Genomic DNA, 24,361 nt, shown 5'->3' with positions numbered 1-24,361 from the left:
AAATCCGTCTGTACGGGCCGCAGGATTGACCATAGGATCAGGCGTCCTTTCCGGAGCGCGCCTGCTCCTGATTCAATCCGATTGATGTCCGGGAGCCATCCGATGGCCGTGTTTTCCGCCGATAACTCCGATGAGCCGACAATTCCGAAACCGTCGTTGCGGCTGCTGCCGGACCCGGGGCGCCCGACGACGGAGGCTGACGTGGCGAAGGCACATCCGGATCTGGTCATCCGGCGGATGAATCTGAACGAATCCCCGATCCGGCCGTCGCCGAAGGCCATTGCGGCGATGCAGGAGGCCTGCACCGGGGTGAACCGCTATCCGGACCCGCAATGGCGTGCGCTGACGGCGGCAATCTCGGAAGAGACCGGCATTCCGCAACACCGGATCGTCATGGGCAATGGCAGCGACGAGGCGATTGTTTCCGCCGGCCGGCTGTCGGTCTCGCCCGGCGACGAGGTGCTGGTGCCGATGCCGTCCTTCCCGAGCTACAACAGCACCGCCGCCGTCAATGGCGGCACGCTGGTGACAGTGCCGCTGAAGGCCGACGGCAGCAACGATGTCGATGCGATGATCGCCGCCGCGACGGATCGCACGCGGCTTGTGTTTGCGGCCTCCCCGAACAATCCGACCGGCAATGTGCTGACCTCGGAAGAGGTCGAGCGGCTTGCCCTCGGCATTCCGGACACGGCGCTGCTGGTGCTGGACGAGGCCTATTACGAATTCGGCATCCATGCCGGCAGCACGGATCATCTGAAGGTGATGGCGAAGCGCGCCGGCCCCTGGGCCGTGTTCCGTACCTTCTCGAAGGCCTATGGCCTGGCCGGTATCCGGGTCGGATATATCCTGGCCGGATCCGACGAGATTGCCATGGCCTTCCAGAAGGTGCGCAGCGTGTTCAACGTCAACGCGGTCGCCCAGGCGGGAGCGCTGGCGGCGTGGGGTGACAGGGAGCACCGCCATATGCTGCTGGAAAAGACCCGGATCGAGCGGGAACGCCTGGTCGCGGGCCTGACGGCGCTTGGTGCGGAGCCGTTTCCGACAGTGGCGAACTTCGTCACGGCGAAGATGGATCGGCCGGCGGCGGACATCGTGGCGGCGCTTCTGGAGAAGGGTGTCATGATCGGACGCCTGATGCATCCGGGATACGAGAATTATATCCGGGTCACCGTTGGCAGCGACCAGGATACGGACGGCTTCCTGGCAGCCTTGAAAGAGGTTCTGGCCGGTTAACCGGTCAGCCAGCGAAGGCGAAGCGTCCGAGACGGGTGAAGGGCGCCGTCTTGTTTTCCTGGTGGAAGACCGAGATGGCGTCCACCGTGACCGATGTTGCCAGCGCTTCGGTGCCGTGCTTCAGGATTTCCTGCATCAGGGCGTCACGCTCGCTGTCATCCTTGATCCGTTTTGTCAGGGTCATGTGGAAGCGGAACTCTCCCATCACATAGGGATAGCCCCAGCGCTGCAGCATTTCTTCCTGCTGAGCCGACAGGCCGCTTGCGCGCCGCTTTTCAAGCTCGGCTTCACCGGGGAGTGCCCGCATCGGATCGAAATGGCGGACGCAGTCGGCGGCAAGTTCCCGCATCTCCGCCTTGCTTTCCTTCTGCATCAGCGCCAGGAAGCCGGAGAGATCCCGGGCCACGAGCCGGATCTGGAAGGGGGCACGCCCGGAGGCGAAGGCCGCGGCCTCTTCGAGCAATTGCTCTGCCGTGCTGCCGTCTCTCAGGTGGAAAGGCGGCTTCAGCGTTGCGTGAAAGCCGTAATTGTTCGCCGTCGCCGTCAACTCGGCCTGCCGATTGGCGTCGATGGTACCGAGCGTCGGCTGCTCCAGCGTGGTGCCGCTTACTGCGTCACGGCCAAGCCAGCTCGAGCCAAATCGGTGCAGCAGGGTGTCGCTATCCGGCGCGAAATAGATCGCATAACGCGGGCCCTCCGGATTTGTGGCCGGGCCGAAAGCCGGGAACCGGGGTGAGCTGCTGATCATGATCTGATTGGCTCCGAAAGGGTCATCTTGCTGTCAGGCCGACCGTGTATAGTCGGCCTCTTATGACATGGTGCAGGTGTTTGGAGAAGTGCGTTGGGGGCGGTGATTCAGGGGGCGCGGGTTCTGGTCCCGGGCGAGGGGCTCGTTGAGACGAGTGTCCGGATCGAGGGCGAGACAATTGCGGCGGTCGGCGTTGATGCAGGGCCCCGCGACCGGATTGTCGAGGCGGCTGGCCTGCTGCTTCTGCCGGGTATTGTCGATCTGCACGGTGATGCCTTCGAACGGCAGATCATGCCGCGGCCCGGCGTGCATTTCCCGATGCAGGTGGCATTTGCCGATACCGATCGGCAACTGATCTCGAACGGCATCACCACGGCCTATCACGCCGTGACCTATTCCTGGGAGCCGGGTCTGCGCGGCCGGGACACGGTGATCGCAATTCTCGACGGGCTTGAAGAGACCCGGCCGCGACTGCTCGCCGATTCCCGCTTTCACCTGCGCTATGAGCTTTACAATCTGGATGTCGCGGACGAGGTGGTCGACTGGATGCAGTGCGGCCGGGTCGACCTGCTGGCCTTCAACGAGCATATGGCGCCGATCCTGCGCAAGGCGGACCGGGGCGAGCCGTTGGGTACCTATACCGGCCGGACGGGCCTCTCCGAGGACGCTTTTCTCGCCCTGGTGCGGGGGCTGGATGCCAGGACGGATGAGGTTGCGCCGACCGTGGGCAGGCTTGCGGAAATCGCCAAGGCCAATGGCATCCCGATGGCGTCCCACGATGATCGGACACCGGACGAGCGCCGGCATTTCAATGCGCTGGGCTGCGGTATCGCCGAATTCCCGCTGACTCTGGATGCGGCCGAGGAAAGCCGCAAGCTCGGCAACACGGCAATTTTCGGCGCACCGAACGTGCTGCGCGGCGGCAGTCACATGAAGGACGGCGGAATCCGGGCCGCCGACGAGGTCCGGGCCGGCCGGTGCAGCACGCTGGTGTCGGATTACTACTATCCAGCCCTGCCCCAGGCGCCGTTCATTCTTGCGGCCGCCGGCGATGCGCCACTGGAAGATGCTTGGAGCCTCGTTTCACGAAACCCTGCGCGTGCTGCAGGGCTGGATGATCGCGGCGAGATCGCTGCCGGCAAGCGCGCCGACATTCTGCTGATCGCACCGCCGGCCGGGGGACTGGCGGAGGTCAGGACGACTTTCTGCGGTGGAAAACCGGTGCTCGTGTCTGACTGGATCTGACCGCGATTTTCATACCGGTACGTTTTTGCCGAATGCAGCCTTGGCCATCCGCTGCATCGCCGCTATCGTGCGCGCTATTGGGGAAATAATTTTTATAAACTTAAATTACTATAAAATGGTGAAAAAGTGACGTTAGAGGACACCACAAGGCGTAACAGGGTGATCGACGATACTTCCGTTTTCGAAAATCCTGCGATTGGGCGTCTGGTTGCCCAATGGGAAAATCTCTGCGATGGCAGGATCGCTCCGCGGCGGGCGGAGGTCGATCCGCTCGACCTGTTCGAATTCCTGCCGGGTATTGCCATGATCAAGGCGATCGATGACGGCGTCAGTTTTCAGTTCAGCCTGATCGGAACCGGACTTGCAAAGCTTTATGGCCTGGTGACGCGGCAAGTTGTGTCGCAGGTTGACTGCCCGCCGGAAAACAGGGAAGCCCTGCTGGATGCATTGACACTTTGTGTCGCGTCAAAGAAGCCGGTGCACGGTATCTGGCGCAAAGCGCGGACGCTGAAACTGGCCCAGATAGATCTGGAGGTCGTGTTTGTGCCGATATCCGAGGACGGAAAAGAGGTCAGCCGTATCCTCGGATATCATGCTGTTCTGAATTGAAGTCTATTCGAGGCCGATGGCGCGCTTGTAGAGCTCAAGCAGGTGCTCCTGCTCCTGCAGGTCGTCCTTGTCGAGCTTCCGGAGTTTCAGGATCTGACGCATCGTCTTGACGTCGAAGCCGGTGCCCTTGGCTTCGGCGAAGACGTCCTTGATGTCCGCCGCAAGAGCCGCTTTTTCTTCTTCGAGCCGCTCGATCCGCTCAATGTAGGAAACAAGCTGATCCGCAGCAATACCGCCGACTTCGGTCATGAAATAGCCTCGTCATTTGAAGGAAAATCGCCCGGACAATAGTCGCGCCGCCTGATGCCATCAAGCGCCGTCGCGGGCTTCAGTGATTTTGTTTCGCCATCTCGGCGTCGAAGGCCTTCTTCTGCTCGCCGCTGGCCTCTGACTGGTGCTTCGCCTTCCACTCGTCATAGGGCATGCCATAGACGATTTCGCGGGCCGCGCCGTAATCGAGCTCCAGGTCCCGGGACTCGGCTTCCGCCAGATACCATTTCGACAGGCAGTTGCGGCAGAACCCGGCGAGGTTCATCAGGTCGATATTCTGTACGTCCTTGCGCTCGTCCAGATGCGCCAGCAAGCGGCGGAAGGCCGCAGCTTCCAGCTCCAGCCGCGTCTGGTCGTCGAATTTGTCTGCCGGATTACCCATGATGTCTTCTCCCTCGATCCTGACGATTCCGTCTTCTTCTCAAACAGTAAGCGACGAAACCGCAATTTCCAGTGCGTTTCCGAAATCCTCTGCCCATTTGTGCGCGTCTTCTTCGGAGGCGACAAGGTCCTGACGGAACTCGACTCCGATATGGGGGTGGCCGCGTGCCTCGGGGTGGGCATAGAGCGAGAAACCGCCGTCACGACCCGAATAGGGCTCGTTGTCGCCGATGGTCAGATGCTCGTTTTGGCGCAAGGTCTCTATTACCAGCCGAGCGAGACGGTCGTCCTCGTTCCAGATGATGCCAATTTCCCACGGGCGCGGTGTGCCGCGATCCTTCATCATCGGGGTGAAGCTATGCAAGGCGACGACTACCGGCTTGCGGCCATCCGCCTCCATCACGTCCATGCGGGCGCGGATGGCGGCATGGTACGGCTCGAAAAGTTCGGTCCGGCGAGAGTCCAGCTCGGCCTCGCTTAGGTTCTCATTCCCGGGAACCCGCGTACCGTCCGCAATGGCCGGGGAGGCATCGGGCGTTCCCGGTACCCGGTTGCAGTCGATCACCAGACGGGAATGGTTCGTGTGGACGAGCGGCGCACCGAACCGGTCGGAAAGATACTCCGCAATCCACGCAATGCCGATGTCGTAGCCGATATGGCGCGCCAGTTCTTCTTCCAACAGGCCCAGATTATTCAGCGACGCCGGGACACGATTCCGGTGATGATCCGAGATGAAGAGGAGAGGCGAGCGACCATCGGAATTGCGTTCGCCGAAGGCGCAAGGGTCCCTGTCAGTCAGGATGGCGGTCATGATAATCCGGAGCGGGAAAATACTTGTCGCTGCGATCTAGCTCCTTTGCTGCGTGCTGACAAGCGAATGCAGACGCTTGTCCGGCACAGAGCGCCCGACTAGACTCCCGCCTCTTTCCGGGGAGGGATCATGGGTTCGCAGGGCATATTACTAAGGGAGCTGTTCGACGCAGCCGTTGCCGCGGCAGATCCGGTCCGCTGTCTGAAGCCGTGCCTCGACAAGGTGTTCGAGCGTCCGGTGTCCGGCCGTATCGTCGTTCTCGGCGCGGGCAAGGCAAGCGGCGCGATGGCGAAGGCGGTGGAGGACTATCTTCTCGAAGCCTTGCCGGGACGCGCCTTCGAAGGGCTTGTCGTCACCCGTTACGACCATGCCGTTCCGTGCGAGAAAATAGAGATCGTCGAAGCAGCTCATCCGGTGCCGGACGAGCAGGGAAGGGCGGCCGCCGCGCGAATTCTGGAGATGGCCGAAACGCTCGGCGCCGATGATCTTGCCGTCTGCCTGATCTCTGGTGGCGGCTCGGCGCTGCTGACGGCGCCTGCCGAAGGCATTACCTTCGAGGAAAAGCAGGAATTGAACGGGGCGCTATTGAAATCCGGCGCGACCATTCACGAGATGAACTGTGTCCGCAAGCACCTTTCTGCCATCAAGGGCGGCAGGCTGGCAGCGGCGGCCGCCCCGGCCCGGCTGGTGACGCTGGCGATTTCCGATGTGCCCGGCGACGATCTTGACGTGATCGCCTCGGGCCCGACCGTGCCGGATCCGTCCACTCTGTCGGACGCCCGGGCGATCCTGGCAAAATACGGCATCGATCTTCCCGAGCATGTCGCGGCATTGCTGCTGGACGCGGCCTCCGAGACGCCGAAAGCCGGCGACCCTGCCTTCGCTCGTACCGAGACCCACCTTGTCGCGGCGCCACAACGCTCGCTTGAGGCCGCGGCGGAGCTTGCGGCGGCAAAGGGATATGGCGCGCTGATTCTGGGCGATGCCATCGAGGGGGAAAGCCGGGAGGTGGCGAAGATGCACGCGGCCATCGCGGCCCAGGTCGCCCGGCATGGCCAGCCGGGAAAAGCGCCTCTTGTGCTGCTTTCCGGCGGCGAGACGACGGTGACCGTGCGGGGCTCCGGCCGGGGCGGGCGCAATGCCGAGTTCTTGCTCTCGTTGCTCGTCACGCTGCAGGAGCGCATGCCCGATTGCCGGCACAGAATCTCCGCGATTGCCTGCGATACCGACGGTATTGACGGGACGGAAGACAATGCCGGCTGTATCATGAGCGGCGAGATCTTCGACCGTCTGGAGGATGGCCTCGACGATCCGAAACCCTATCTCGCCGACAATGATGGATACGGGTTTTTCCAGAAGGCTGGCGGTCTTGTCATGACGGGACCAACCCTGACGAATGTGAATGATTTTCGCGCCATCCTGATCGAGTGACCGGAGCGACCGTCCGGGTGTCTCGTGAATGACGATTTGAATTGTAACCGTGGTCGCGTTTAACTGGTGTCATGAGAAGATATAGAAACACAAAGATCGTCGCGACCCTGGGGCCGGCGAGCTCAACTCCGAAACGTATTGAGGAGTTGTTCCGGGCAGGCGTGGATGTATTCCGCCTGAATTTCAGTCACGGGTCTCACCGGGATCACGCCGAGCGTTTGCGGGTGATCCGGGAACTTGAGAAGACAACCGGCCGGCCGATCGCGATCATGGCGGATCTGCAGGGCCCGAAGCTCCGCATCGGAAGTTTCGCGGACGGCAAGATCGAATTGAAAGCGGGAGCCAAGTTCCGTCTCGATCTCGACCGGGCTCCGGGTGACCAGAAGCGGGTCTGCCTGCCGCACACGGAAATTTTCGAAGCGATCCACAAGGGCACCGATCTCCTGCTCGACGACGGCAAGATCCGGCTGACCGTGACCAAGTGTGGTGACGGATACGCCGAGACCAAGGTGATCACCGGCGGTCCGCTCTCCAACAACAAGGGCGTCAATGTCCCGAATGTCATGCTCGGGCTTTCGCCCCTGAGCGCCAAGGATCGCACGGATCTGTCCTTCGCTCTCGGTATCGGCGTTGACTGGGTCGCGCTCTCCTTCGTGCAGCGTCCGGAAGATGTCGCCGAGGCGCGCAAGCTGATCGGCGACCAGGCCTCGATCATCGTCAAGCTGGAGAAACCCCAGGCCATCGACCGGCTGGAGGAAATCTGCGAGCTGACGGACAGCGTCATGGTCGCGCGCGGCGATCTCGGGGTCGAGATGCCGCCGGAAAAGGTGCCGATGCTGCAGAAGCGCATCATCAAGCTCTGCCGTGCTCTCGGCAAGCCTGTGGTGGTGGCGACGCAGATGCTGGATTCCATGGTGAGCAGCCCGACCCCGACCCGGGCCGAGGCGTCGGACGTTGCGACGGCGGTCTATGATTCGGCGGATGCCGTCATGCTGTCGGCGGAATCGGCGGCCGGCGAGTATCCGGTCGAGGCGGTCGAGATGATGAGCCGCATCATTCGCGAGGTCGAAGGCGACCGGAACTATCGGCAGATCATCAATGCCAGCCATGACGAGCCGGAGCCCACGGTCTCCGACGCGATCACGCTGGCGGCGCGGCAGGTGGCCGAGACGGTCAATGCTTCCTGCATCGTCACCTACACCACATCCGGATCGACCACGGTCCGGGCCTCGCGGGAACGGCCGGCGGTGCCGATTCTCTGCGTGACCGCGAACGAGCGAACGGCCCGGCGTCTGGCCATGGCCTGGGGCGTGCACGCGGTACATGTCGAGCAGGAACAGCGCTTCTCGGCTGTGGTGAAGCGGGCGGTCGAGGTGGCGAAGTCGGAGGAATTCGGCGCTGCCGGCGACAAGATCGTGATTACCGCCGGAGTCCCGATGGGCACGCCGGGTTCTACGAACGTGCTCCGGGTCGAACGTATTCTCTGACCGGGTTTTCTGCCCCGGTGCCTCTGGACAGGGCGGGAGGGTTTGCCTTACAAGCTGGAAACTTCTCCGGAGATTTCCATGCAGCATTTTGGCGATGCCCTGATCGAACGCGTGCGCGCGCTCGGCAACCCGCTTTGTGTTGGCCTCGACCCCTATCTTGACCGCATTCCGCCCCTGTTCCGCGACGGCGACATGTCGCCGGGCAATCCGCTCACGGCGCCCGCCGTGGAAGCCTTCCTGAAGGCGGTGCTGGATCGCTCGACGGGCAAAGTTGCCGTGGTGAAGCCGCAGATCGCCTTCTTCGAGCGTATGGGCTGGCGCGGTATCCGGGCATTGGAAGAAGTCTGCGCCCATGCCCGCAAGCACGGGATGCTGGTGTTGCTTGATGCCAAGCGCGGCGATATCGGCAGTACGGCGGACGCTTATGCGGGGGCGCATCTGATACCTGACGCGCCGATGCCTGCAGATGCCCTGACCCTGAACCCCTATCTTGGTATGGATACGCTGGAGCCGTTCTTCCGATCGGCGCGGACATATGGACGTGGCCTCTTCGTCTTGGTGAAGACCAGCAATCCCGGCTCGGGAGACTTTCAGGATCTCAAGATCGGCAACCGTAGTCTGGCCGAGACCGTGGCCGACACGCTGAATGCGAAAGTGGAAGAGCTTGCCGGAGAGAAGACCGGCTGGTCTTCGCTTGGCGTGGTGGTCGGGGCGACATATCCGGGCGAGGCGGAACGTATCCGGCAAATCATGCCGCGGGCCGTATTCCTGGTGCCGGGCTACGGTGCCCAGGGCGGTAGCGCGAAGGAGGCGGTCAGCGGATTCGTTCCCGGGCCAAACGGTCTGGAGGGCGGTATTGTGAATTCTTCGCGCGGCATCCTGTTCCCGGCCGGCAGCGATACGAACAGCGCAACAGATTGGGAACGGGCTATCGATGCCGCCATCGGCAAGGCGGTCACCGAGCTGGGTGAAGCAGTCGCGACCTAAACCGCGAGATACCCGCCATCGACCACCAGCGTGGTGCCGGTGACATAGGTCGACATGTCGGAGGCGAGGAACAGGGCGGGGCCGACCAGTTCCTCCGGATCGCCGAACCGGCCGAGCGGAATCCGGGTCAGGAACTGCCGGTAGCGCTCGGGATCTTCCCGGGTCGGCAGGGTAATGTCCGTCTTCATCGGCCCGGGCGCGATGGCATTCACCCGGATACCGTCCGCCGCAAGTTCCTGGGCGAGGCTCTGGGTCAGCATCTTTACCCCTGCCTTTGATGTCGAATAGGCCAGCGACGTGGCGGTCGAGACGAAGGCCGCGACCGAGGCCATGTTCACGATCACGCCACGGGTCGCGCGGAGCTGGGCCACGAAGGCCAGGCTCATGTGCAGGGTGCCGTCGAGATTGACGGCCATCGCCCGGCGCCAGGTTTCCTCGACATCTGGACTGTCGATCCGGTTGCGCGGGCAGATTCCGGCATTGTTGATCAGAATGTCGATGGGCCCGTGCCGTTCTGCACATTCTGCCGCGGCCCGGTCTGTGGCCACCCGGTCCGAGACATCGAGCTGCATCGGGAAGGCGGTTCCGCCGCCGGCTTCAATGTCACGCGCTGCCGAACGGGCGGCCCCTGCGTCAATATCCGCGCAGATCACCCGGGCGCCTTTGTCGGCGAAACCACCTGCAATGGCGGCGCCAAGCCCCTGTCCGGCGCCGGTCACGAGCGCCAGTTTGTTTTCGATCATGTCATTCCTCCCCCGCCACGAACGGCTCCATGACAAATACGGCGATGGACCGGCCCCGGGAAGGGGGTAGAATCGAAAGAAAAAACACGCAAGGGGAGGATGTTGATGACGAGACAGGGGCGCCGGCAGGAAGCCGTCGATGTGTTGGTGGTCGGATCCGGTGCTGGCGGGTTGGCCAGCGCCGTGTCGGCGGCCCATCGCGGGCTCAGGGTTCTGGTGGTCGAAAAGGAGCCGGTGTTCGGCGGAACCTCGGCCCGGTCAGGCGGCTGGATGTGGATTCCGGTGAATGCACCGGCGAAGCGCGCCGGGGTGGAGGACAGCCGGGAGTTGGCGGAAACCTATCTCAAGCACGAAGCCGGAGACTTCTACGACCCGGAACGGGTGGACGCTTTCCTCGATGCCGGCCCGAAGGCGGTCGAGTTCTTCGAGAACGAGACCAGCCTGCAATTCGATCTGGGGCCGACCTTCGCGGATTATCATCCCGATGCACCGGGCGGCCTTGATGGCGGCCGGTCCATCGTCGCCCGGCCTTTCGACGGCCGGGCGCTGGGGGGCGAGATCAAGCGGCTGCGCAAGCCGCTGAAGGAAATCACCTTCCTTGGCATGATGATCGGCACCGGCAAGGAACTGCTGCATTTTTTCAACGTGACGCGCTCGCCGGTCTCCGCCTTCTTCGTCGCCGTGCTGTTCTGCAAATATATGCGCGACCTGCTGTTCCACGGCCGCTCCATGCGCCTGATGAACGGCAATGCACTGGTCGCCCGGCTGGCGAAATCCTGTTTCGACAAGGGTGTGGAGATCCGCACCCGGGCACCGGTGCGCAAGATTCTGCGGGACGATTCGGGCCGGGTGACCGGCGCTGTTGTGGAAACACCCGAAGGCCAGGTCGAGGTCATGGCGCGCAAGGGCGTGGTACTGGCCGCCGGCGGGTTTCCGCAGGATGTCCGCCGCCGCGCCGCGCTCTTTCCGCATGCCCCGTCGGGCCATGAGCATCTGAGTCCGGCCCCGCCCGGCAATACCGGCGATGGATTGCGCCTCGGGGAGAGCGTCGGTGCGTCTGTCCGCGAGGATCTGCCCAACGCCGCCGCCTGGGTGCCGATCTCGCGCCCTGTCTGGCCGGACGGAACCCGCGGCACCTTTCCGCATTTCGTCGACCGTTCGAAACCCGGTGTCATCGCCGTAACCCGTTCCGGCCGCCGGTTCGTGAACGAGGCGGACTCCTATCATGATTTCTGCCAGGCCATGTATGCGCGCTGCACTGAGGAAGGCGGCGAGATCTGCGCCTATTTCATCGTCGATCACCGGACGCTCCGGAAATACGGGCTGGGTTACGTGAAGCCATACCCGGTGCCGTTCCGCCCCCATATCAGAAGCGGTTACCTGCTGACCGGCCGGACTCTGGAAGATCTGGCAGGCGCCATCGGTGCCGATCCCGCGGCATTGAGGGCGACGGTCGCGGCCTATAACGGCCCGGCGGCAAAGGGGGAAGATCCGGAATTCGGCAGGGGCAGCACCTCCTACAATCGCTCGCTCGGCGATCCGGAGCACAGACCCAATCCCTGCGTGGCGCCGATCGGAAAGGGCCCCTATTACGCCGTCCGGCTGGAAATAGGCGATCTGGGAACCTTTGCGGGCCTTACCACGGACGGCAACGCCCGGGTGCTGAACGGCGACGGGACACCCATTCCCGGGCTCTACGCCGCCGGCAATGATGCGGAGAGCATCATGGGTGGAAACTATCCGGGTGGTGGCATCACGCTCGGGCCGGCCGTGACCTTCGGCTACATCGCCGCGCGGCACATGTCGGGGGCCAATTCCTGACCCCGCGAATCGGCGAATCTCCTTGCCTCTTGCCGCCGGAAGTGCGGGAATGACGGTGGCGTGTGCGCTTGCGCCGCTCCCTGGTGCCGGCGCCTACCGCCGGCTTGCAACCGCCTCGAAAAGAAGCGGGCCGGACTGGTCCTATCGTGGACCCGGAACCGGCAAACCACAGGGAGGATACAATGGCAGACAAGAGTGGAGACACACCCCGGTGCGCGGTGCTCGTGGGTCCCTATCTGAGCGGCAAGACCTCGCTTTTCGAGGCGCTGCTCCTTGCGACGGGGGCCCTGCACAAGAAAGGGTCCGTCAGGGACGGTACGACAGTCGGCGATAATGCCGAGGAGTCCCGCAAGCGCCAGGCAAGCACGGAGCTTACCCTCGGGCGCGGCCGATATCTGGATGAGGACTGGATCTTCATCGACACGCCTGGCGGTCTCGACTTCAACCAGGACATGCGCAATGCCTGCATGGTCGCCGATATCGTGATCGTCGTGGCCGATCCCGAAATCGGCAAGGCGGCGGCCCTCACCCCCTACCTCAAGTTTCTCGATGCTCATGACATCCCGCATGTGATCTTCGTCAACAAGATCGAGGACTCGAACGACCGCATGCGCGATATCGTGCATGCGCTGCAGGACGTTTCCGACCGGCCCGTGGCGTTGCGCCAGGTGCCGATCCGCGAGGGCGACGCCGTGACCGGCTATGTCGATCTGGTGAGCGAGCGGGCCTACCAGTATCAGAACGGCAAGCCCTCGAAGCTGGTGCAGATCCCGGACGCGGTGGCGGACCGGGAGAGGGAAGCCCGCAACGAGATGCTGGAGACCCTGTCGGATTTCGACGACGCGCTGCTGGAACAGTTGCTGGAGGATGTCGAGCCGGCGGCGCCGGACGTCTACGGCCAGCTGACCGAAACCTTGCAGGGCGATCTGGTTGTCCCGGTATTGCTTGGCGGGGCGGAGAAGGATCACGGTATCCAGCGGCTGCTCAAGACCCTGCGTCATGAGGCGCCGGGGGTTGCGGCGACAGCCGATCGGCTCGGCATCAGCCCGGTCGACAATGCGGTCTGCCAGGTCTTCAAGACCGTACATGCGGCCCATATGGGAAAACTCTCCTATGTCCGGGTCTGGCACGGCACGGTGAAGGATGGCGAGGAGCTGAACGGCCAGCGGGTCAGCGGCATCAACCGCGTGACCGGCGCCAGGATGGATAAATGCGGTTCCGCGTCGGAAGGGGATGTCGTTTCCTTCGGCCGGATGGACGAAATCAAGACCGGGGATCTGCTGACTCCGGGCGGATCGGCCGTGCTGGACTGGCCGGAGCCGCTGCAGCCGGTCTACGGCCTTGCCATCACGCCGGCCAATCGCGGCGACGAGGTGAAGCTCTCCGGCGCGCTGACCAAGCTTGCGGAGGAGGATCCGTCTTTCCGGGTGGAGCACAATGCCGATCTCGGGGAACTGGTGATCCGGGGACAGGGCGACACGCATCTGCGGGTGATGATCGAGCGGCTGGAAAGCCGCTTCAAGCTGCAGGTCGAGGCCCGCGAGCCCGGTGTGCCCTACAAGGAATCGATCCGCAAGAGCGCGGAGCAGCATGCGCGCCACAAGAAGCAGACCGGCGGTCACGGCCAGTTCGGCGACGTGAAGATCAAGATTGCGCCGCTCGGCCGGGGCGAGGGCTTTGCCTTCAAGAACAGCATTGTCGGCGGTTCGGTGCCGAAACAGTACATCCCGGCCGTCGAGGAGGGGGTGAAGGATTTCATGCGCCGCGGCCCGCTCGGTTTCGAGGTCGTTGACGTGGCGGTGGAGCTTTATGACGGCTCGGCCCATGCGGTCGACAGCTCCGACATGGCTTTCAAGACGGCGGCCCGCATGGCCATGAACGAGGGTCTGCCCAAGTGCAAGCCGGTGCTGCTGGAGCCGATCCAGAAAGTGGTGATTTCCGTGCCGAACGATGCGACCGCGCGGGTGCAGCGGATCATTACCGGACGGCGCGGCCAGATCCTCGGCTTCCAGGCCAAGGAAGACTGGAATGGCTGGGACGAGATCGCGGCCTATCTGCCGGAGAGCGAGACCCGGGACCTGATCATCGAGATCCGATCCCATACCGGCGGGATCGGTTTCTATGACGGCGCGTTCGATCATCTGGCGGAACTGACCGGACGGATCGCCGATCAGGTGGTGGAAGGCAGAACGGCCGTCGCGACGGGGTGAACGCGTCACTGGAACAGTGTGATGAGGTTGCACCGGCTTTCCACTGGCCGGGCGCCTCATTCCATGATCTTTTTCCCTTCCTGACTTCTTGGCCTGATTCCTTGGGGAGGGAACTCAGAACATGCTTCCGAACGGCAGCACTTACGACGAGATCCGCCGCGCCTTCGAATGGCGTATTCCGGAGCGTTACAATATCGGCCGGGATATTGCGGACCGGCAAAACCCGGGCGCCCCGGCGCTGATCTACCGGACAGAAGACGGCACGATCGACCGCTACAGTTTCGGCGACATCGCGAAAGCCTCCAGCAGGTTTGCGAACGTGCTGCAGGCCAGCGGCATCAAGCGCGGGGACAGGGTGGCGATCCTGCTGCCGCAGCGCCCGGAAACCGCCTTCGCCCATACAGCAATCTACAAGGCCGGAATGATCGCGGTGCCGCTCTTCGCGCTCTTCGCCGAGGAAGCGCTGGTCTACCGGCTGGTCAATTCCGGCGCGTCCGCCGTGGTCACCGATGAGCTGGGGCTGGCGAAGATCCGGAGCTTTCGGGATCAGGTCCCGGCGCTGCGCCATATCTTCGTCACCGACATGACGGCGAACGGCGATGACTTCGCCGCGTTAACGCCGGCGCTGGAGCGGGCTTCGGACGGCTTTGACATCGTCGATACCAAGGCGGACGATCCGGCCCTCATTATCTATACCTCCGGGACGACCGGGCCGCCAAAAGGCGCGCTGCATGCCCACCGCGTTCTGCTCGGCCATCTGCCGGGCATCGAGTTGCCGAACCGGCTGTTCCCGAAACCGGGGGATCTGTTCTGGACCCCGGCCGACTGGGCCTGGATCGGCGGGCTGATCGACGTGCTGCTGCCGGCCTGGCATCACGGCGTGCCGGTGCTTGCCTACCGGGCCCGCAAGTTCGATCCGGAAGAGGCGTTCTGGCTGATGCAGGAGCACGGCGTCCGGAACAGCTTCCTGCCGCCGACGGCGCTTAAACTGATGCGCCAGGTGGAGAGTCCGCGCGCCCGGTTCAGTTACGATATGCGCTCGGTGGTATCCGGCGGTGAGACGCTCGGCGCGGAGTTGCTGGACTGGGGACAGGAGACGTTCGGGCTCACCATCAACGAGTTCTACGGCCAGACAGAATGCAATGTCGTGGTCGGGAATTGCGCCGATGTGATGGAGGTCCGTCCCGGGGCGATGGGCCGGGCCATCCCGGGGCACGATGTCGCGATTGTCGATGATGACGGAAATCCCCTGCCGGACGGGACTCAGGGCAATGTCGGTATTGCGAAAGGCGATCCTGTGATGTTCCTGCAGTACTGGAACAATCCCGACGCAACGGAGAAGAAATATGCCGGCGGCTGGCTGCTGACCGGTGACCAGGCGGTGCGCGATGCGGACGGCTATTTCTGGTATGTCGGCCGCGATGACGATGTCATCACCTCGGCGGGCTACCGGATCGGCCCGGGCGAGATCGAGGATTGTCTGGTGGGCCATCCGGCGGTGGCGATGGCGGCGGTGATCGGCGTGCCGGACCCGCTGCGAACCCAGGCGGTGAAGGCCTTCATTGTCCTGAAGGATGGAGTTGCCGGTGACGATACGCTGGCGAAGGGCATCCAGGAGCATGTGAAGACACGGCTGGCGGCACATGAATATCCGCGCCATGTCGCCTTTGTGGATGCGTTGCCGATGACGACCACGGGCAAGATCGTGCGCAAGGACCTGAGGGCCCTGCACGACGCGGAACAGGCCGGAAGATGATCGAGACGGAGCGGCTGATCCTCAGGCATTGGCGGGCATCGGACCGGGCGCCATTCGCGGCACTGAACGCCGCGGCGAAGGTCTGCGAATTCCTGCCGAAGCGGCTTGGCCGGGAAGAGTTGGACGCGCTGGCGGACCGGATTGCGGGGCATTTCGAGGAGCGCGGTTTCGGCCTCTATGCGGTCGAGCGGCAAGATACCGGTGCCTTCATCGGTTTCACCGGGCTTGCCGTGCCGCGTTTCGAGGCGCCTTTCATGCCGGCGGTCGAGATCGGCTGGCGGCTCGCCCATGCCCATTGGGGGCAGGGTTTCGCCACGGAAGCGGCCCGGGCCGCCCTCGCCCATGCTTTCGGACCGCTGGATCTGGAGAACATCGTCTCCTTCACCGTACCGGCGAACATGCGGTCGCGGGCGGTGATGGAAAAGATCGGCATGCAGCACGATCCGGCGGATGATTTCGATCATCCGCTGCTCCCGCCCGGGGACCCGCTCCGGCGCCATGTGCTGTACCGGATCAACCGGGACGAGGTGGCATGACACTTCGCTATATCGGTCCCGAGGATGTTGCCGGCCGCCTGTCCTGGCGGGCCATCGTCGCGGCGCTCGAGGCCGGTCATCGTCTGCCGCGGGCCCGGATCGGGGACCAGTTGCTGGAGCGGGACGGTGCGGCACTGCTGACCCGCTGCGCCTGGATCGACGGACTCGGCATGGGCGTGAAGTCGGCCAGCGTGATGCCGGGCAACGAGGCGGCGGGCCTGCCGAGTGTGCAGGCGGCGATGTTGGTCTTTTCCGACGATACAGGCACGCCGGAAGCGGTGCTCGACGGCACCATGGTGACGGACTGGAAGACGGCGGCGGATTCGGTGCTCGGCGCCCGATATCTCGCCCGGCCCGACAGCCGCAAGCTGGTCATCCTCGGCGCAGGCAAGGTCGCGGGTATGCTGGCCCGGGCCTATGCGGACCTGTTTCCGGGGCTTGAACGGATCGAGATCCATAATCGCTCCCAGCGACGGGCCGAAGATCTCTGCGCCGATCTGCGCAAGGACGGGTTGCCGGTTATCCGGGTCGACAGTCTGCCGGCCGCAGTCGGCGATGCCGATATTGTTGCCGCGGCGACCATGGCGCGTGAGCCGGTCCTCCTGGGGGAATGGGTGACGCCCGGAACCCATGTGGATCTGGTCGGCGGCTTCACGCCGGAGATGCGGGAGGCGGACGATGCGCTGATCTCCAAGGCCCGGCTGTTCGTTGATTGCCGGGAGACGACGCTCAGGGATGTTGGTGATCTCGCCATTCCGATCGCCGCCGGGCTGATCGGGCCGGAGGATGTGCGGGCGGATCTCTACGATCTTGCTGGTGGCGCGACCGGGCGGACGGATGACAGGGACATCACCCTGTTCAAGAATGGCGGCGGCGCGCATCTCGATCTGATGACCGCACGGGCGATCCTGGCCGCCGCCGGTGGTTGAAAGCGTGATCTTCCAGCATCCGGACTCTATCTGCTTCGCGGCATGCTTCAATGCGGCGTAGAATGCCTGTTCCTGATAGCCAGAACACACACCTCAACGAGGAAGCCGGACCATGACCGTGACCGTCGACTACTTTATGACCACTTCCAGCCCGTGGAGCTATCTGGGGGCCCGCCGGTTCATGGCGATGACCCAGAAGGTCGGCGCCGAGGTGACTGTCTATTCGGTCAATTTCGGGCAGATCTTTGCCCAGTCCGGCGGATTGCCGCTGCCGAAGAGGGCGCCACAGCGCCGGGCCTACAGGCTGGTTGAACTGGCCCGCTGGAAGAAGCGCCTCAATCTGCCGCTCATCATCGAGCCGGAGAATTTCCCGGCAAAGACACCCCTGTCGGCGCATCTGGTAACCGCTGCCCGGCGCGCCGGGGGTGACGCCCTGCTGCTGTCGACACTGATCCTGGAGTGCCTCTGGGAGCAGGACCGGTCGATTGACGATGAAGCGGTTCTGGCGGAATGCTGCCAGAAAGCCGGCCTCGACGGCGCGGCTCTGGTGCAGGCAGCCCAGAGCGAGGAGACCAAGGCCGCTTTTGAGGAAGATACCGAACTGGCGCTGCATCGCGGTGTCTTCGGTGCCCCGTCCTTTATCATCGACGAGGAACTGTTCTGGGGGCAGGACCGGCTCGATTTCGTCGCCGAGAAACTCGGCGCCGTCTGAACGCCGGGTTTCCGGCCGGCTGTCACCGCGCGTGCCGCCGGTATCCTGCGGATACGCTGATGCCCTGCTGAACCGCGGCAGGCCGGGCCGGTTTTTGAGGCTATGGCTGGACTGAGAGCCGATAACAGCGCGTTCGGAATCGGGCGGGTGTCGCCTGCCTGAAGGCAATCATTCCAATTTGGCAGGGGTGACGTATACGTTGTTCCTTGGCTCGACGGGCCTCCTCCCTTACGGTTGCCGGTGCAACGAGCTTTTATTCCGGCCGACGGGGAAACACCGTTTGTCGCGGATGGGGTTCCAAAGAACGGCCCAGCCAAATTGGGTCGGCCATAAAGGGAGGACTAGAATGAAACGCGGAATCGCGATCCTGAGCGCCGCCATGCTTGTCGCCATGACCGGCATGACCGAAGCGAAAACACTGAAAGTACAGGCAAGTTCGAAAGCGGGAGATTGGGCGCACCGCTTCATGACGGATAACTGGGCGCCGAAGCTCGGTGAGATGACCGCCGGTTCGGTGATGATAGAGGTGCTTCCGACGAAGGCGGTTGTACCCCATCGCGAGACGATCGATGCGGTTGCGAACGGGATCCTCGACGGCGATCTGAACGCGGTGAGCTATTTCTCCGGTCGTGATCCGGCCTTTGCAGTGATCGGCGATCTGATCGCCGGATACGATACCGTCGACCAGGTTCGCACCTTCTGTATGCATGGCGGCGGCAAGGAAATCCTTCAGAAGCTGTATGACAAATACACCAAGGGCAAAGTCCATGTCGTCGGCTGTGGCCCCTATGCCAAGGAAGCCTTCGTTTCGACTGTTCCGATCAATACCGTTGCCGATATGAAGGGTGTGAAGGTTCGTTCTCCGGAAGGCCTTGCAGCCGAAGTGTTCAAACGTGCCGGCGCGGCTCCGGTGTCGCTGCCATTCTCCGAAGTCTACACGGCGCTCGAGAAAGGCGTGATCGACGCTGCTGATGCATCGGCCCACGTCAACAACCACGCCTCCGGCATGTACAAGGTGGCCAAGTTCCCGATCTATCCGGGGATCCACTCCATGGCGGTCCTCCAGTTCATCGTGAATAAGAAGGTCTGGGACAAGCTCGGCAAGGAAGGCCAGACGGCGCTCGAGGTCTGGTATTCGGCCGCTTATGACGCCATGCGGCGCGACGCCGATTTGCAGGACCGCGCCATTGCCGCCGAGCAGCGGGCCGGGGGAGACATCACGGTGGTCGATTGGTCGACGGAAGAACGCGCCAAGTTCCGCGAGATCGCAGTCGGCGCCTGGCATGATTTCGCTGCCAAGTCTCCGTTGGCGCAGGAAGCCCTGGATGCGCACCTCGCCTACATGCGCAGCGTCGGCCTTCTGAAGAAGTAAGGCGCCTCTAGAAACCGCCGCACCCGGTAGGGGTGCGGCGGCTCCCTGTCTTTCCCAGTTTTTCTCTGACGTCCAACGGAGCGCACGCACGATGGCCGGACATACTGAAATAATGGTCGGGGCACCGGTTGCCGCGGCATTCAGCCGCTCTGTGGACCATGTCAGCAGGTTCCTCGGTCTGGCAGTAAGCAATCTCTACCTGCTGGCGGCGGCCTGCACCTTGTGGGAAGTGATTGCCCGCTACGTTTTCAACAGCCCCACCCAGTGGGTCTTCGAAGTCGTCATGGTCCTTTGCGCCTCCGCATGGATGCTGTCGGCCGGCTTCGTGACGCTCCGCAAGCGGCATATCGGGATCACGGTTTTCTACCTGATGGCGTCCGACCGGGTCCGGTGGTGGCTCGATCTGTTCGCAATGGTGGTCGGCGTCTTCGCGCTCTACATGCTGGTATCGGACACCCTGATCCGTGCGCTCGAGAGTATCGATCTGACGGAACGCGGCGGGACAGCCTGGAATTCACCGCTGCCGATGGTCCTGAAGACCGTGCTGGTCAGCGGGCTGTTCCTCTACCTGATGCAGTTGCTGGTCAATCTGAGGCGTCATTTCAGGACACGTCCGCTTCAGGTCGCCGTCTTGGCCGTTATGACGCTGCTCTGTCTCCGGCTGCTGCTGCAGATCTTTGGCCATTACGGCGGAACCGAAAGCCTCTGGTATGGTTTTGAGGAGACACTTGCCGAGAATGGCAGTGCCTTCGTCGATCAATTCAGGGTCGACCGCGATGAGGTCGGTATCGCGACGATCTCGCTGCTGATTGTCGCCGCGCTGCTGGCGCTGATGATGACGGGAATGCCGCTGGGCATCGTCACCCTGATCATCTCCGTCGTCTGTGCGCTGATGTTTTACGGCACCACCGGCATGTATCTCGTTTCCACCAACGCGATGGACCTGCTGGAAAAATACCCGTTGGTGGCAGTGCCGTTCTTCGTTCTGATGGCCTCCATCCTGGAGCGGGCCGGAATCGCACAGGATCTGTTCGATGCCATGTCGATCTTCGCCGGCGGCCTGCGTGGCGGCGTCGCCCTGCAGACCACGATCGTGGCGGTCATTCTGGCTGCCATGTCCGGTGTGATGGGGGGCGAGATCGTGATGCTGGGTCTGGTGGCCTTGCCGCAGATGCTGCGCCTGGGTTACGACCGCAAGTTGACGATCGGCCTGATCTGCGCGGCCGGCGCCCTGGCCACCCTGATTCCGCCCTCCATCGTCATGATCGTTTACGGGCTGAGCGCCAATGTCGGGATCGGCGACCTGTTCTCGGCCGGCTTCATTCCGGGGCTCATGCTCGCCGCATTCTACGTGTCCTATGTCCTGATCCGCTGCAACCTGAACCACGATCTGGCCCCGACGGCGGCCGAGATTGCCGCGCGGACCGGTGAGGAAACCAGGCTCGGGCGTCACCAGGTCTGGGCTGTTGCCCTGAGCATCATGCTGATCATCTGTGTCATGGGCTCGATCTATGGCGGCATCACCAGTGTGACGGAAGCCGCAGCGGTCGGTGTCTTCGGAGCGATCATCGTTGCCGCCGTCCGGTTCCAGTTCAACTACGGCTTGATCCGCGATTGTCTCGCCAACACGATGTCGGTGGTCGGGACGATCATCTGGCTGATCCTCGGCGCGGTTGCGTTCGTCGGTCTCTACAATCTGATCGGCGGCGCCGATTTCATGCGGAGCCTGATCAAGGGGGCCGGCCTGGGGCCGCTCGGCACGATCTTCGTGATGATGGCGATCCTGGTCATCCTCGGCACCTTCATGGAATGGATCGCGATCATCTTCATCACCGTGCCGGTCTTCGCGCCGGTGGTCCGGGACCTGGCGCCCGAGCTTGGCTTGGAGCCGGAATGGGCCGCTGTCTGGTTCGGCATCCTGTTCGTCATGAACATCCAGATCTATTTCCTCAGCCCGCCCTTCGGACCGGCCTGTTTCTGGCTGAAATCGGTGGCTCCGCGGGACGTCACGCTGCAGGAGATCTTTGTCAGTGTCATTCCGTTCATCGGGCTGCAGATCGTCGGCATGCTGCTGGTCATGTTCTTCCCGCAAATTGCGCTGTGGATGCCACAATTGCTGAATTGATCGGAGATTTCCCATGTCGCTATATGACCAGCACGAGGATGACGAAGACGCCATCGCCGGGTCCTACGGGATCGCGCCGACTGTGATCGGGATCCTGATAGGCTTGGCCCTCATCGCCTTCCTGTTCGCGGTTGCAGACGGATTTTCCTGAACGGGGTAATCCGGCCTGAAGCGGATTCCAAGATCCGTCTTTCCGTGCTTTTCTGCGGGAAGACGGATGGAGGGAGCTGATGCAGTCAGTCACGATGAGTTTGGAAGAGGCCCACGCCCTTGCGGTGCGGTGCCTGAAACGGCACGGCGCGGATGAGGAGAATGCGCGCGCGGTGGCAGATATCGTCACCGCGGCGGAGCGTGATCTCTGCCATTCGCATGGATTGTTCCGGATCCCCGGTTATGTTGCCTCGCTGAAAAGCGGCAAGGCGAACGGTACGGCGCGGCCGGCGGTCAGCGATCTGGCGCCGTCGGTGGTCCGGGTGGCGGGGGATGGCGGCTTTGCGCCCCTGGCGCTGGAGGTCGGTCGGGCTGCCTTGGTGGAGCGGGCGAAAAGCAACGGCATCGCAGCGCTGGCGCTGAAGGATATCTATCATTTTGCCGCCCTCTGGCCGGAAACCGAGGCGCTGGCCGAGCGGGGGCTGGTCGCCTTCGCCTTCACCGCGGCCTTTCCCTATGTCGTCGCGCCGGGCGGCCGCACGCCGATCTTCGGCACCAATCCGATGGCCTTTGCCTGGCCGCGGCCGGGCAAGCATCCGATGGTCTTCGACCAGGCGTCCTCGACCATGGCACGGGGGGAGATCATGATCGCCGCGCGGGACGGCCATGCCGTGCCCTATGGCGCCGGCATTGACCGCAACGGCAAGGATACGACGGATCCCAAGGCCATCCTCGATGGTGGCGCGCAGCTTGCCTTCGGCGGCTACAAGGGGGCGGCGCTGGCCATGATGGTCGAGCTGCTGGTGGGGGCCCTGATCGGTGACAAGCTGAGCTTCGAGGCCGAGGCGGCGGATAATGGCGATGGCGGCCCGCCGGTCGGGGGAGAGCTGATCATCGCCCTGGACCCGGCCCGGTTCGGAGATGCTGCGGGGTTTGCGGCCCATGCTGATCTGCTGTTCGAGCGCATGCTGTCGGATGACGGGGTGCGGCTGCCGGGCGACCGGCGGCGCAAGGCGCGGGCGACAACGGCGCGGGATGGCATCCGGATTCCGCAGAGCCTGTCCCGGACCCTGCAGGATCTTGCGGCCGGCTGACGGGGGCGGATAAAAATGGACCGGGTCGCGTCTTCACGCGCCCGGCGCCAAGTCGAACAGGGCGGAGGCTTGGACTTGCCCTGAGGCATTTGGAGTGATGTCATCATAGCGTATGCGGGCGCATGATCAATCTTTAATGCGCGCCATCCGTTATATCCCGCACGGCATTCCGCGTGACCGGGGCCCGGAGCTATGGCATTAGGGATGCAGGGGATCTGCAGAGCCGAGAGAGGAGCAGTCGCTATGGTTTCACGGGGAATAGTCGCGGCGGTCGCCGTTGCCGCGACAGTGATTGGCGGGATCGCCAACGCTGAAGAGAAGGTTCTGAATGTCTATAACTGGAGCGATTACATCGCCGAGGACACGATTCAGAAATTCGAGGCGGAAACCGGTATCAAGGTCAATTACGATGTCTTCGACAGCAACGAGATCGTCGAGGCCAAGCTGCTGACCGGGTCGACCGGCTATGATGTGGTCGTGCCGACCGCCAACTTCCTGGAGCGCCAGATCAAGGCCGGCGTGTTCCGGAAGCTGGATCCGGCGTTGTTGCCGAACCTGAAGAACATGGATCCGGTGATCAGCGACCGGGTGGCGCTGCATGATCCGGGCAATCAGCATGCCGTCACCTATATGTGGGGCACCACCGGCTTCGGCTACAATGTGAAGGCCATCACCGAGCGGCTCGGCAGCATGCCGACCGATACATGGGCCCTGTTCTTCGACCCGGCGGTGGTCTCCAGGCTGGCCGATTGCGGGGTCAGCCTGCTGGACGCACCGACCGATGTCATGGCGACGGCGCTGAAATATCTCGGCCTCGATCCGAACAGCGAGTCGCCGGATGACCTGGCCAGGGCCGAAGAACTGATGGCGACGATCCGTCCGCACATCCGTTATTTCCATTCCTCGCAATATATCGACGACCTGGCGAACGGCGAGACCTGTCTGGCCATGGGCTATTCAGGCGACATCCTGCAGGCGGCCGACCGGGCCGCGGAGGCCAAGCAGGGCGTCGAGGTGCAGTATGTGATCCCGAAGGAAGGCGCTGTGGTCTGGTTCGACATGCTGGCCATCCCGGCCGATGCACCGCATCCGGAAAATGCCCATGCCTTCATCGATTTCGTGATGCAGCCGCAGATCGCGGCGGATATCTCGAACTATGTGCTCTATGCCAATGCGAACAAGGCCTCGTTGCCGCTGGTCGACGAGGCGGTCCGGAACAACCCGTCGGTCTATCCGACGGACGCGATCAAGCAGAACCTGTTCCCGACCCTGGCCCGCTCGGCCCGGTATGACAGGCTGCTGAAGCGCAGCTGGACGAAGCTCAAGGCCGGTCAGTAAGCGTCCGGTCTCGCCGGGCCATACGGTCCGGATTAACCTAACGACGACCTGCGGGCGTCAGGGGCAGCCCTGGCGCCCGCAACGCGTTTTACCGGCCTATCCACTATGGCCGATTGCGGGCGGGGCTGTGGGGTGTTGCGGAGGCAAGGAGGGAGGCAGCGGCACTGCCACCTGGCCTTTGGCGGGTGTTTCGATTTGGTTTCCGAGGGTTTTCCTACGATTTCCGGATTTGTGTCATTTTTTTGCAAATAAGTGTTTGACGGTTTGTGTGGGTGGGTCGTATAAGGCGCCTCCCGTCGCGGAGCGGACCACTGAGTGGGGCGCGGCGGCGGGGATCGAAGTCTCTGGTTTTGTTTGGGATTTTGGTTCGGGG

General features: G+C 63.2%; 22 protein-coding genes. 17 read left to right on the top strand and 5 right to left on the bottom strand.

The window, feature by feature from the left end; genetic code table 11:
• Nucleotides 1-102: 102 nt before the first annotated feature.
• Nucleotides 103-1,233, top strand: a complete 1,131-nt coding sequence (gene hisC / locus RH950_RS01110; protein WP_350052839.1) for a histidinol-phosphate transaminase — start codon at nucleotides 103-105, stop codon at nucleotides 1,231-1,233.
• 4 nt (nucleotides 1,234-1,237) lie between these two features.
• Here hisC and RH950_RS01105 read toward each other — a convergent pair whose 3' ends face one another.
• Nucleotides 1,238-1,981 (bottom strand): DUF1045 domain-containing protein, encoded by a 744-nt coding sequence (locus tag RH950_RS01105; RefSeq protein ID WP_350052837.1) that lies wholly within the window; start codon nucleotides 1,979-1,981, stop codon nucleotides 1,238-1,240.
• Nucleotides 1,982-2,083: 102 nt separating this feature from the next.
• Here RH950_RS01105 and RH950_RS01100 point away from each other — a divergent pair, with 102 nt between their 5' ends.
• Nucleotides 2,084-3,226 carry an alpha-D-ribose 1-methylphosphonate 5-triphosphate diphosphatase gene (locus tag RH950_RS01100; protein ID WP_350052997.1) on the top strand — a complete coding sequence of 381 codons (1,143 nt, stop codon included), beginning with the start codon at nucleotides 2,084-2,086 and terminating at the stop codon, nucleotides 3,224-3,226.
• 126 nt (nucleotides 3,227-3,352) lie between these two features.
• On the top strand, nucleotides 3,353-3,835 hold the full coding sequence (locus RH950_RS01095; protein WP_350052836.1) for a PAS domain-containing protein: 483 nt from the start codon (nucleotides 3,353-3,355) through the stop codon (nucleotides 3,833-3,835).
• A 3-nt stretch (nucleotides 3,836-3,838) separates the two neighbouring features.
• Here the strand turns inward: RH950_RS01095 and RH950_RS01090 are convergent, their stop codons facing one another.
• From RH950_RS01090 to RH950_RS01080, 3 genes are all read right to left on the bottom strand, one after another.
• Complete coding sequence (locus RH950_RS01090) at nucleotides 3,839-4,084, bottom strand: DUF2312 domain-containing protein (protein WP_350052835.1); 246 nt, start codon at nucleotides 4,082-4,084, stop codon at nucleotides 3,839-3,841.
• 79 nt (nucleotides 4,085-4,163) lie between these two features.
• The gene (locus RH950_RS01085) at nucleotides 4,164-4,487 is read right to left on the bottom strand and encodes a DUF1244 domain-containing protein (RefSeq protein ID WP_350052834.1); all 324 of its coding nucleotides are present in this window, start codon (nucleotides 4,485-4,487) and stop codon (nucleotides 4,164-4,166) included.
• Between the two features lie 39 nt (nucleotides 4,488-4,526).
• The gene (locus RH950_RS01080; protein WP_350052832.1) at nucleotides 4,527-5,297 is read right to left on the bottom strand and encodes an N-formylglutamate amidohydrolase; all 771 of its coding nucleotides are present in this window, start codon (nucleotides 5,295-5,297) and stop codon (nucleotides 4,527-4,529) included.
• A gap of 129 nt (nucleotides 5,298-5,426) precedes the next feature.
• On the opposite strand from RH950_RS01080, the gene RH950_RS01075 reads away from it, so the two are divergent.
• The 3 genes from RH950_RS01075 (at nucleotide 5,427) to pyrF (ending at nucleotide 9,202) form a co-directional block, all read left to right on the top strand.
• Nucleotides 5,427-6,728, top strand: a complete 1,302-nt coding sequence (locus RH950_RS01075; RefSeq protein WP_350052830.1) for a glycerate kinase type-2 family protein — start codon at nucleotides 5,427-5,429, stop codon at nucleotides 6,726-6,728.
• A 71-nt stretch (nucleotides 6,729-6,799) separates the two neighbouring features.
• Nucleotides 6,800-8,215: a pyruvate kinase gene (gene pyk, locus RH950_RS01070; protein ID WP_350052828.1), complete on the top strand. Its 1,416-nt coding sequence runs from the start codon at nucleotides 6,800-6,802 to the stop codon at nucleotides 8,213-8,215.
• A 78-nt stretch (nucleotides 8,216-8,293) separates the two neighbouring features.
• Nucleotides 8,294-9,202: an orotidine-5'-phosphate decarboxylase gene (gene pyrF, locus RH950_RS01065; RefSeq protein ID WP_350052826.1), complete on the top strand. Its 909-nt coding sequence runs from the start codon at nucleotides 8,294-8,296 to the stop codon at nucleotides 9,200-9,202.
• Here the strand turns inward: pyrF and RH950_RS01060 are convergent.
• Complete coding sequence (locus tag RH950_RS01060) at nucleotides 9,199-9,945, bottom strand: SDR family NAD(P)-dependent oxidoreductase (protein ID WP_350052824.1); 747 nt, start codon at nucleotides 9,943-9,945, stop codon at nucleotides 9,199-9,201. The genes pyrF and RH950_RS01060 overlap by 4 nt on opposite strands.
• 105 nt (nucleotides 9,946-10,050) lie before the next feature.
• On the opposite strand from RH950_RS01060, the gene RH950_RS01055 reads away from it, so the two are divergent.
• The 11 genes from RH950_RS01055 to RH950_RS01005 all read left to right on the top strand — a co-directional run bounded on the left by RH950_RS01055 (nucleotide 10,051) and on the right by RH950_RS01005 (nucleotide 23,988).
• On the top strand, nucleotides 10,051-11,766 hold the full coding sequence (locus RH950_RS01055) for an FAD-dependent oxidoreductase (protein ID WP_350052822.1): 1,716 nt from the start codon (nucleotides 10,051-10,053) through the stop codon (nucleotides 11,764-11,766).
• A gap of 182 nt (nucleotides 11,767-11,948) precedes the next feature.
• Nucleotides 11,949-13,976 carry an elongation factor G gene (locus tag RH950_RS01050; protein WP_350052820.1) on the top strand — a complete coding sequence of 676 codons (2,028 nt, stop codon included), beginning with the start codon at nucleotides 11,949-11,951 and terminating at the stop codon, nucleotides 13,974-13,976.
• Between the two features lie 121 nt (nucleotides 13,977-14,097).
• Nucleotides 14,098-15,732 (top strand): acyl-CoA synthetase, encoded by a 1,635-nt coding sequence (locus RH950_RS01045; protein ID WP_350052818.1) that lies wholly within the window; start codon nucleotides 14,098-14,100, stop codon nucleotides 15,730-15,732.
• The gene (locus RH950_RS01040) at nucleotides 15,729-16,268 is read left to right on the top strand and encodes a GNAT family N-acetyltransferase (RefSeq protein WP_350052816.1); all 540 of its coding nucleotides are present in this window, start codon (nucleotides 15,729-15,731) and stop codon (nucleotides 16,266-16,268) included. Before RH950_RS01045 ends, RH950_RS01040 begins: the two co-directional genes overlap by 4 nt.
• Entirely contained in the window at nucleotides 16,265-17,197 is a 933-nt protein-coding gene (locus RH950_RS01035; protein ID WP_350052815.1) for an ornithine cyclodeaminase family protein, read from the top strand. The genes RH950_RS01040 and RH950_RS01035 overlap by 4 nt, the downstream gene beginning before the upstream one ends.
• 112 nt (nucleotides 17,198-17,309) lie before the next feature.
• Nucleotides 17,310-17,909, top strand: coding sequence for a 2-hydroxychromene-2-carboxylate isomerase (locus RH950_RS01030; RefSeq protein ID WP_350052813.1), 600 nt, complete (start codon nucleotides 17,310-17,312; stop codon nucleotides 17,907-17,909).
• Nucleotides 17,910-18,255: 346 nt separating this feature from the next.
• Nucleotides 18,256-19,281 carry a TRAP transporter substrate-binding protein gene (locus RH950_RS01025; RefSeq protein WP_350052811.1) on the top strand — a complete coding sequence of 342 codons (1,026 nt, stop codon included), beginning with the start codon at nucleotides 18,256-18,258 and terminating at the stop codon, nucleotides 19,279-19,281.
• Between the two features lie 91 nt (nucleotides 19,282-19,372).
• A complete protein-coding gene (locus RH950_RS01020) occupies nucleotides 19,373-21,406 on the top strand; it encodes a TRAP transporter large permease subunit (protein WP_350052809.1) in 2,034 nt (677 codons plus the stop codon).
• 13 nt (nucleotides 21,407-21,419) lie between these two features.
• Nucleotides 21,420-21,557: a hypothetical protein gene (locus tag RH950_RS01015; RefSeq protein ID WP_350052807.1), complete on the top strand. Its 138-nt coding sequence runs from the start codon at nucleotides 21,420-21,422 to the stop codon at nucleotides 21,555-21,557.
• 79 nt (nucleotides 21,558-21,636) lie between these two features.
• Entirely contained in the window at nucleotides 21,637-22,650 is a 1,014-nt protein-coding gene (locus RH950_RS01010) for an Ldh family oxidoreductase (protein ID WP_350052805.1), read from the top strand.
• A gap of 243 nt (nucleotides 22,651-22,893) precedes the next feature.
• Nucleotides 22,894-23,988, top strand: coding sequence for a polyamine ABC transporter substrate-binding protein (locus tag RH950_RS01005; protein ID WP_350052803.1), 1,095 nt, complete (start codon nucleotides 22,894-22,896; stop codon nucleotides 23,986-23,988).
• The last annotated feature ends 373 nt before the right edge of the window (nucleotides 23,989-24,361 follow it).

The organism is Nisaea sp. (genome assembly GCF_040217065.1).
Lineage (GTDB): Bacteria > Pseudomonadota > Alphaproteobacteria > Thalassobaculales > Thalassobaculaceae > Nisaea.
Note: the sequence above shows the minus strand (reverse complement) of the source record. Positions and strands in the feature narration are given on the sequence as shown.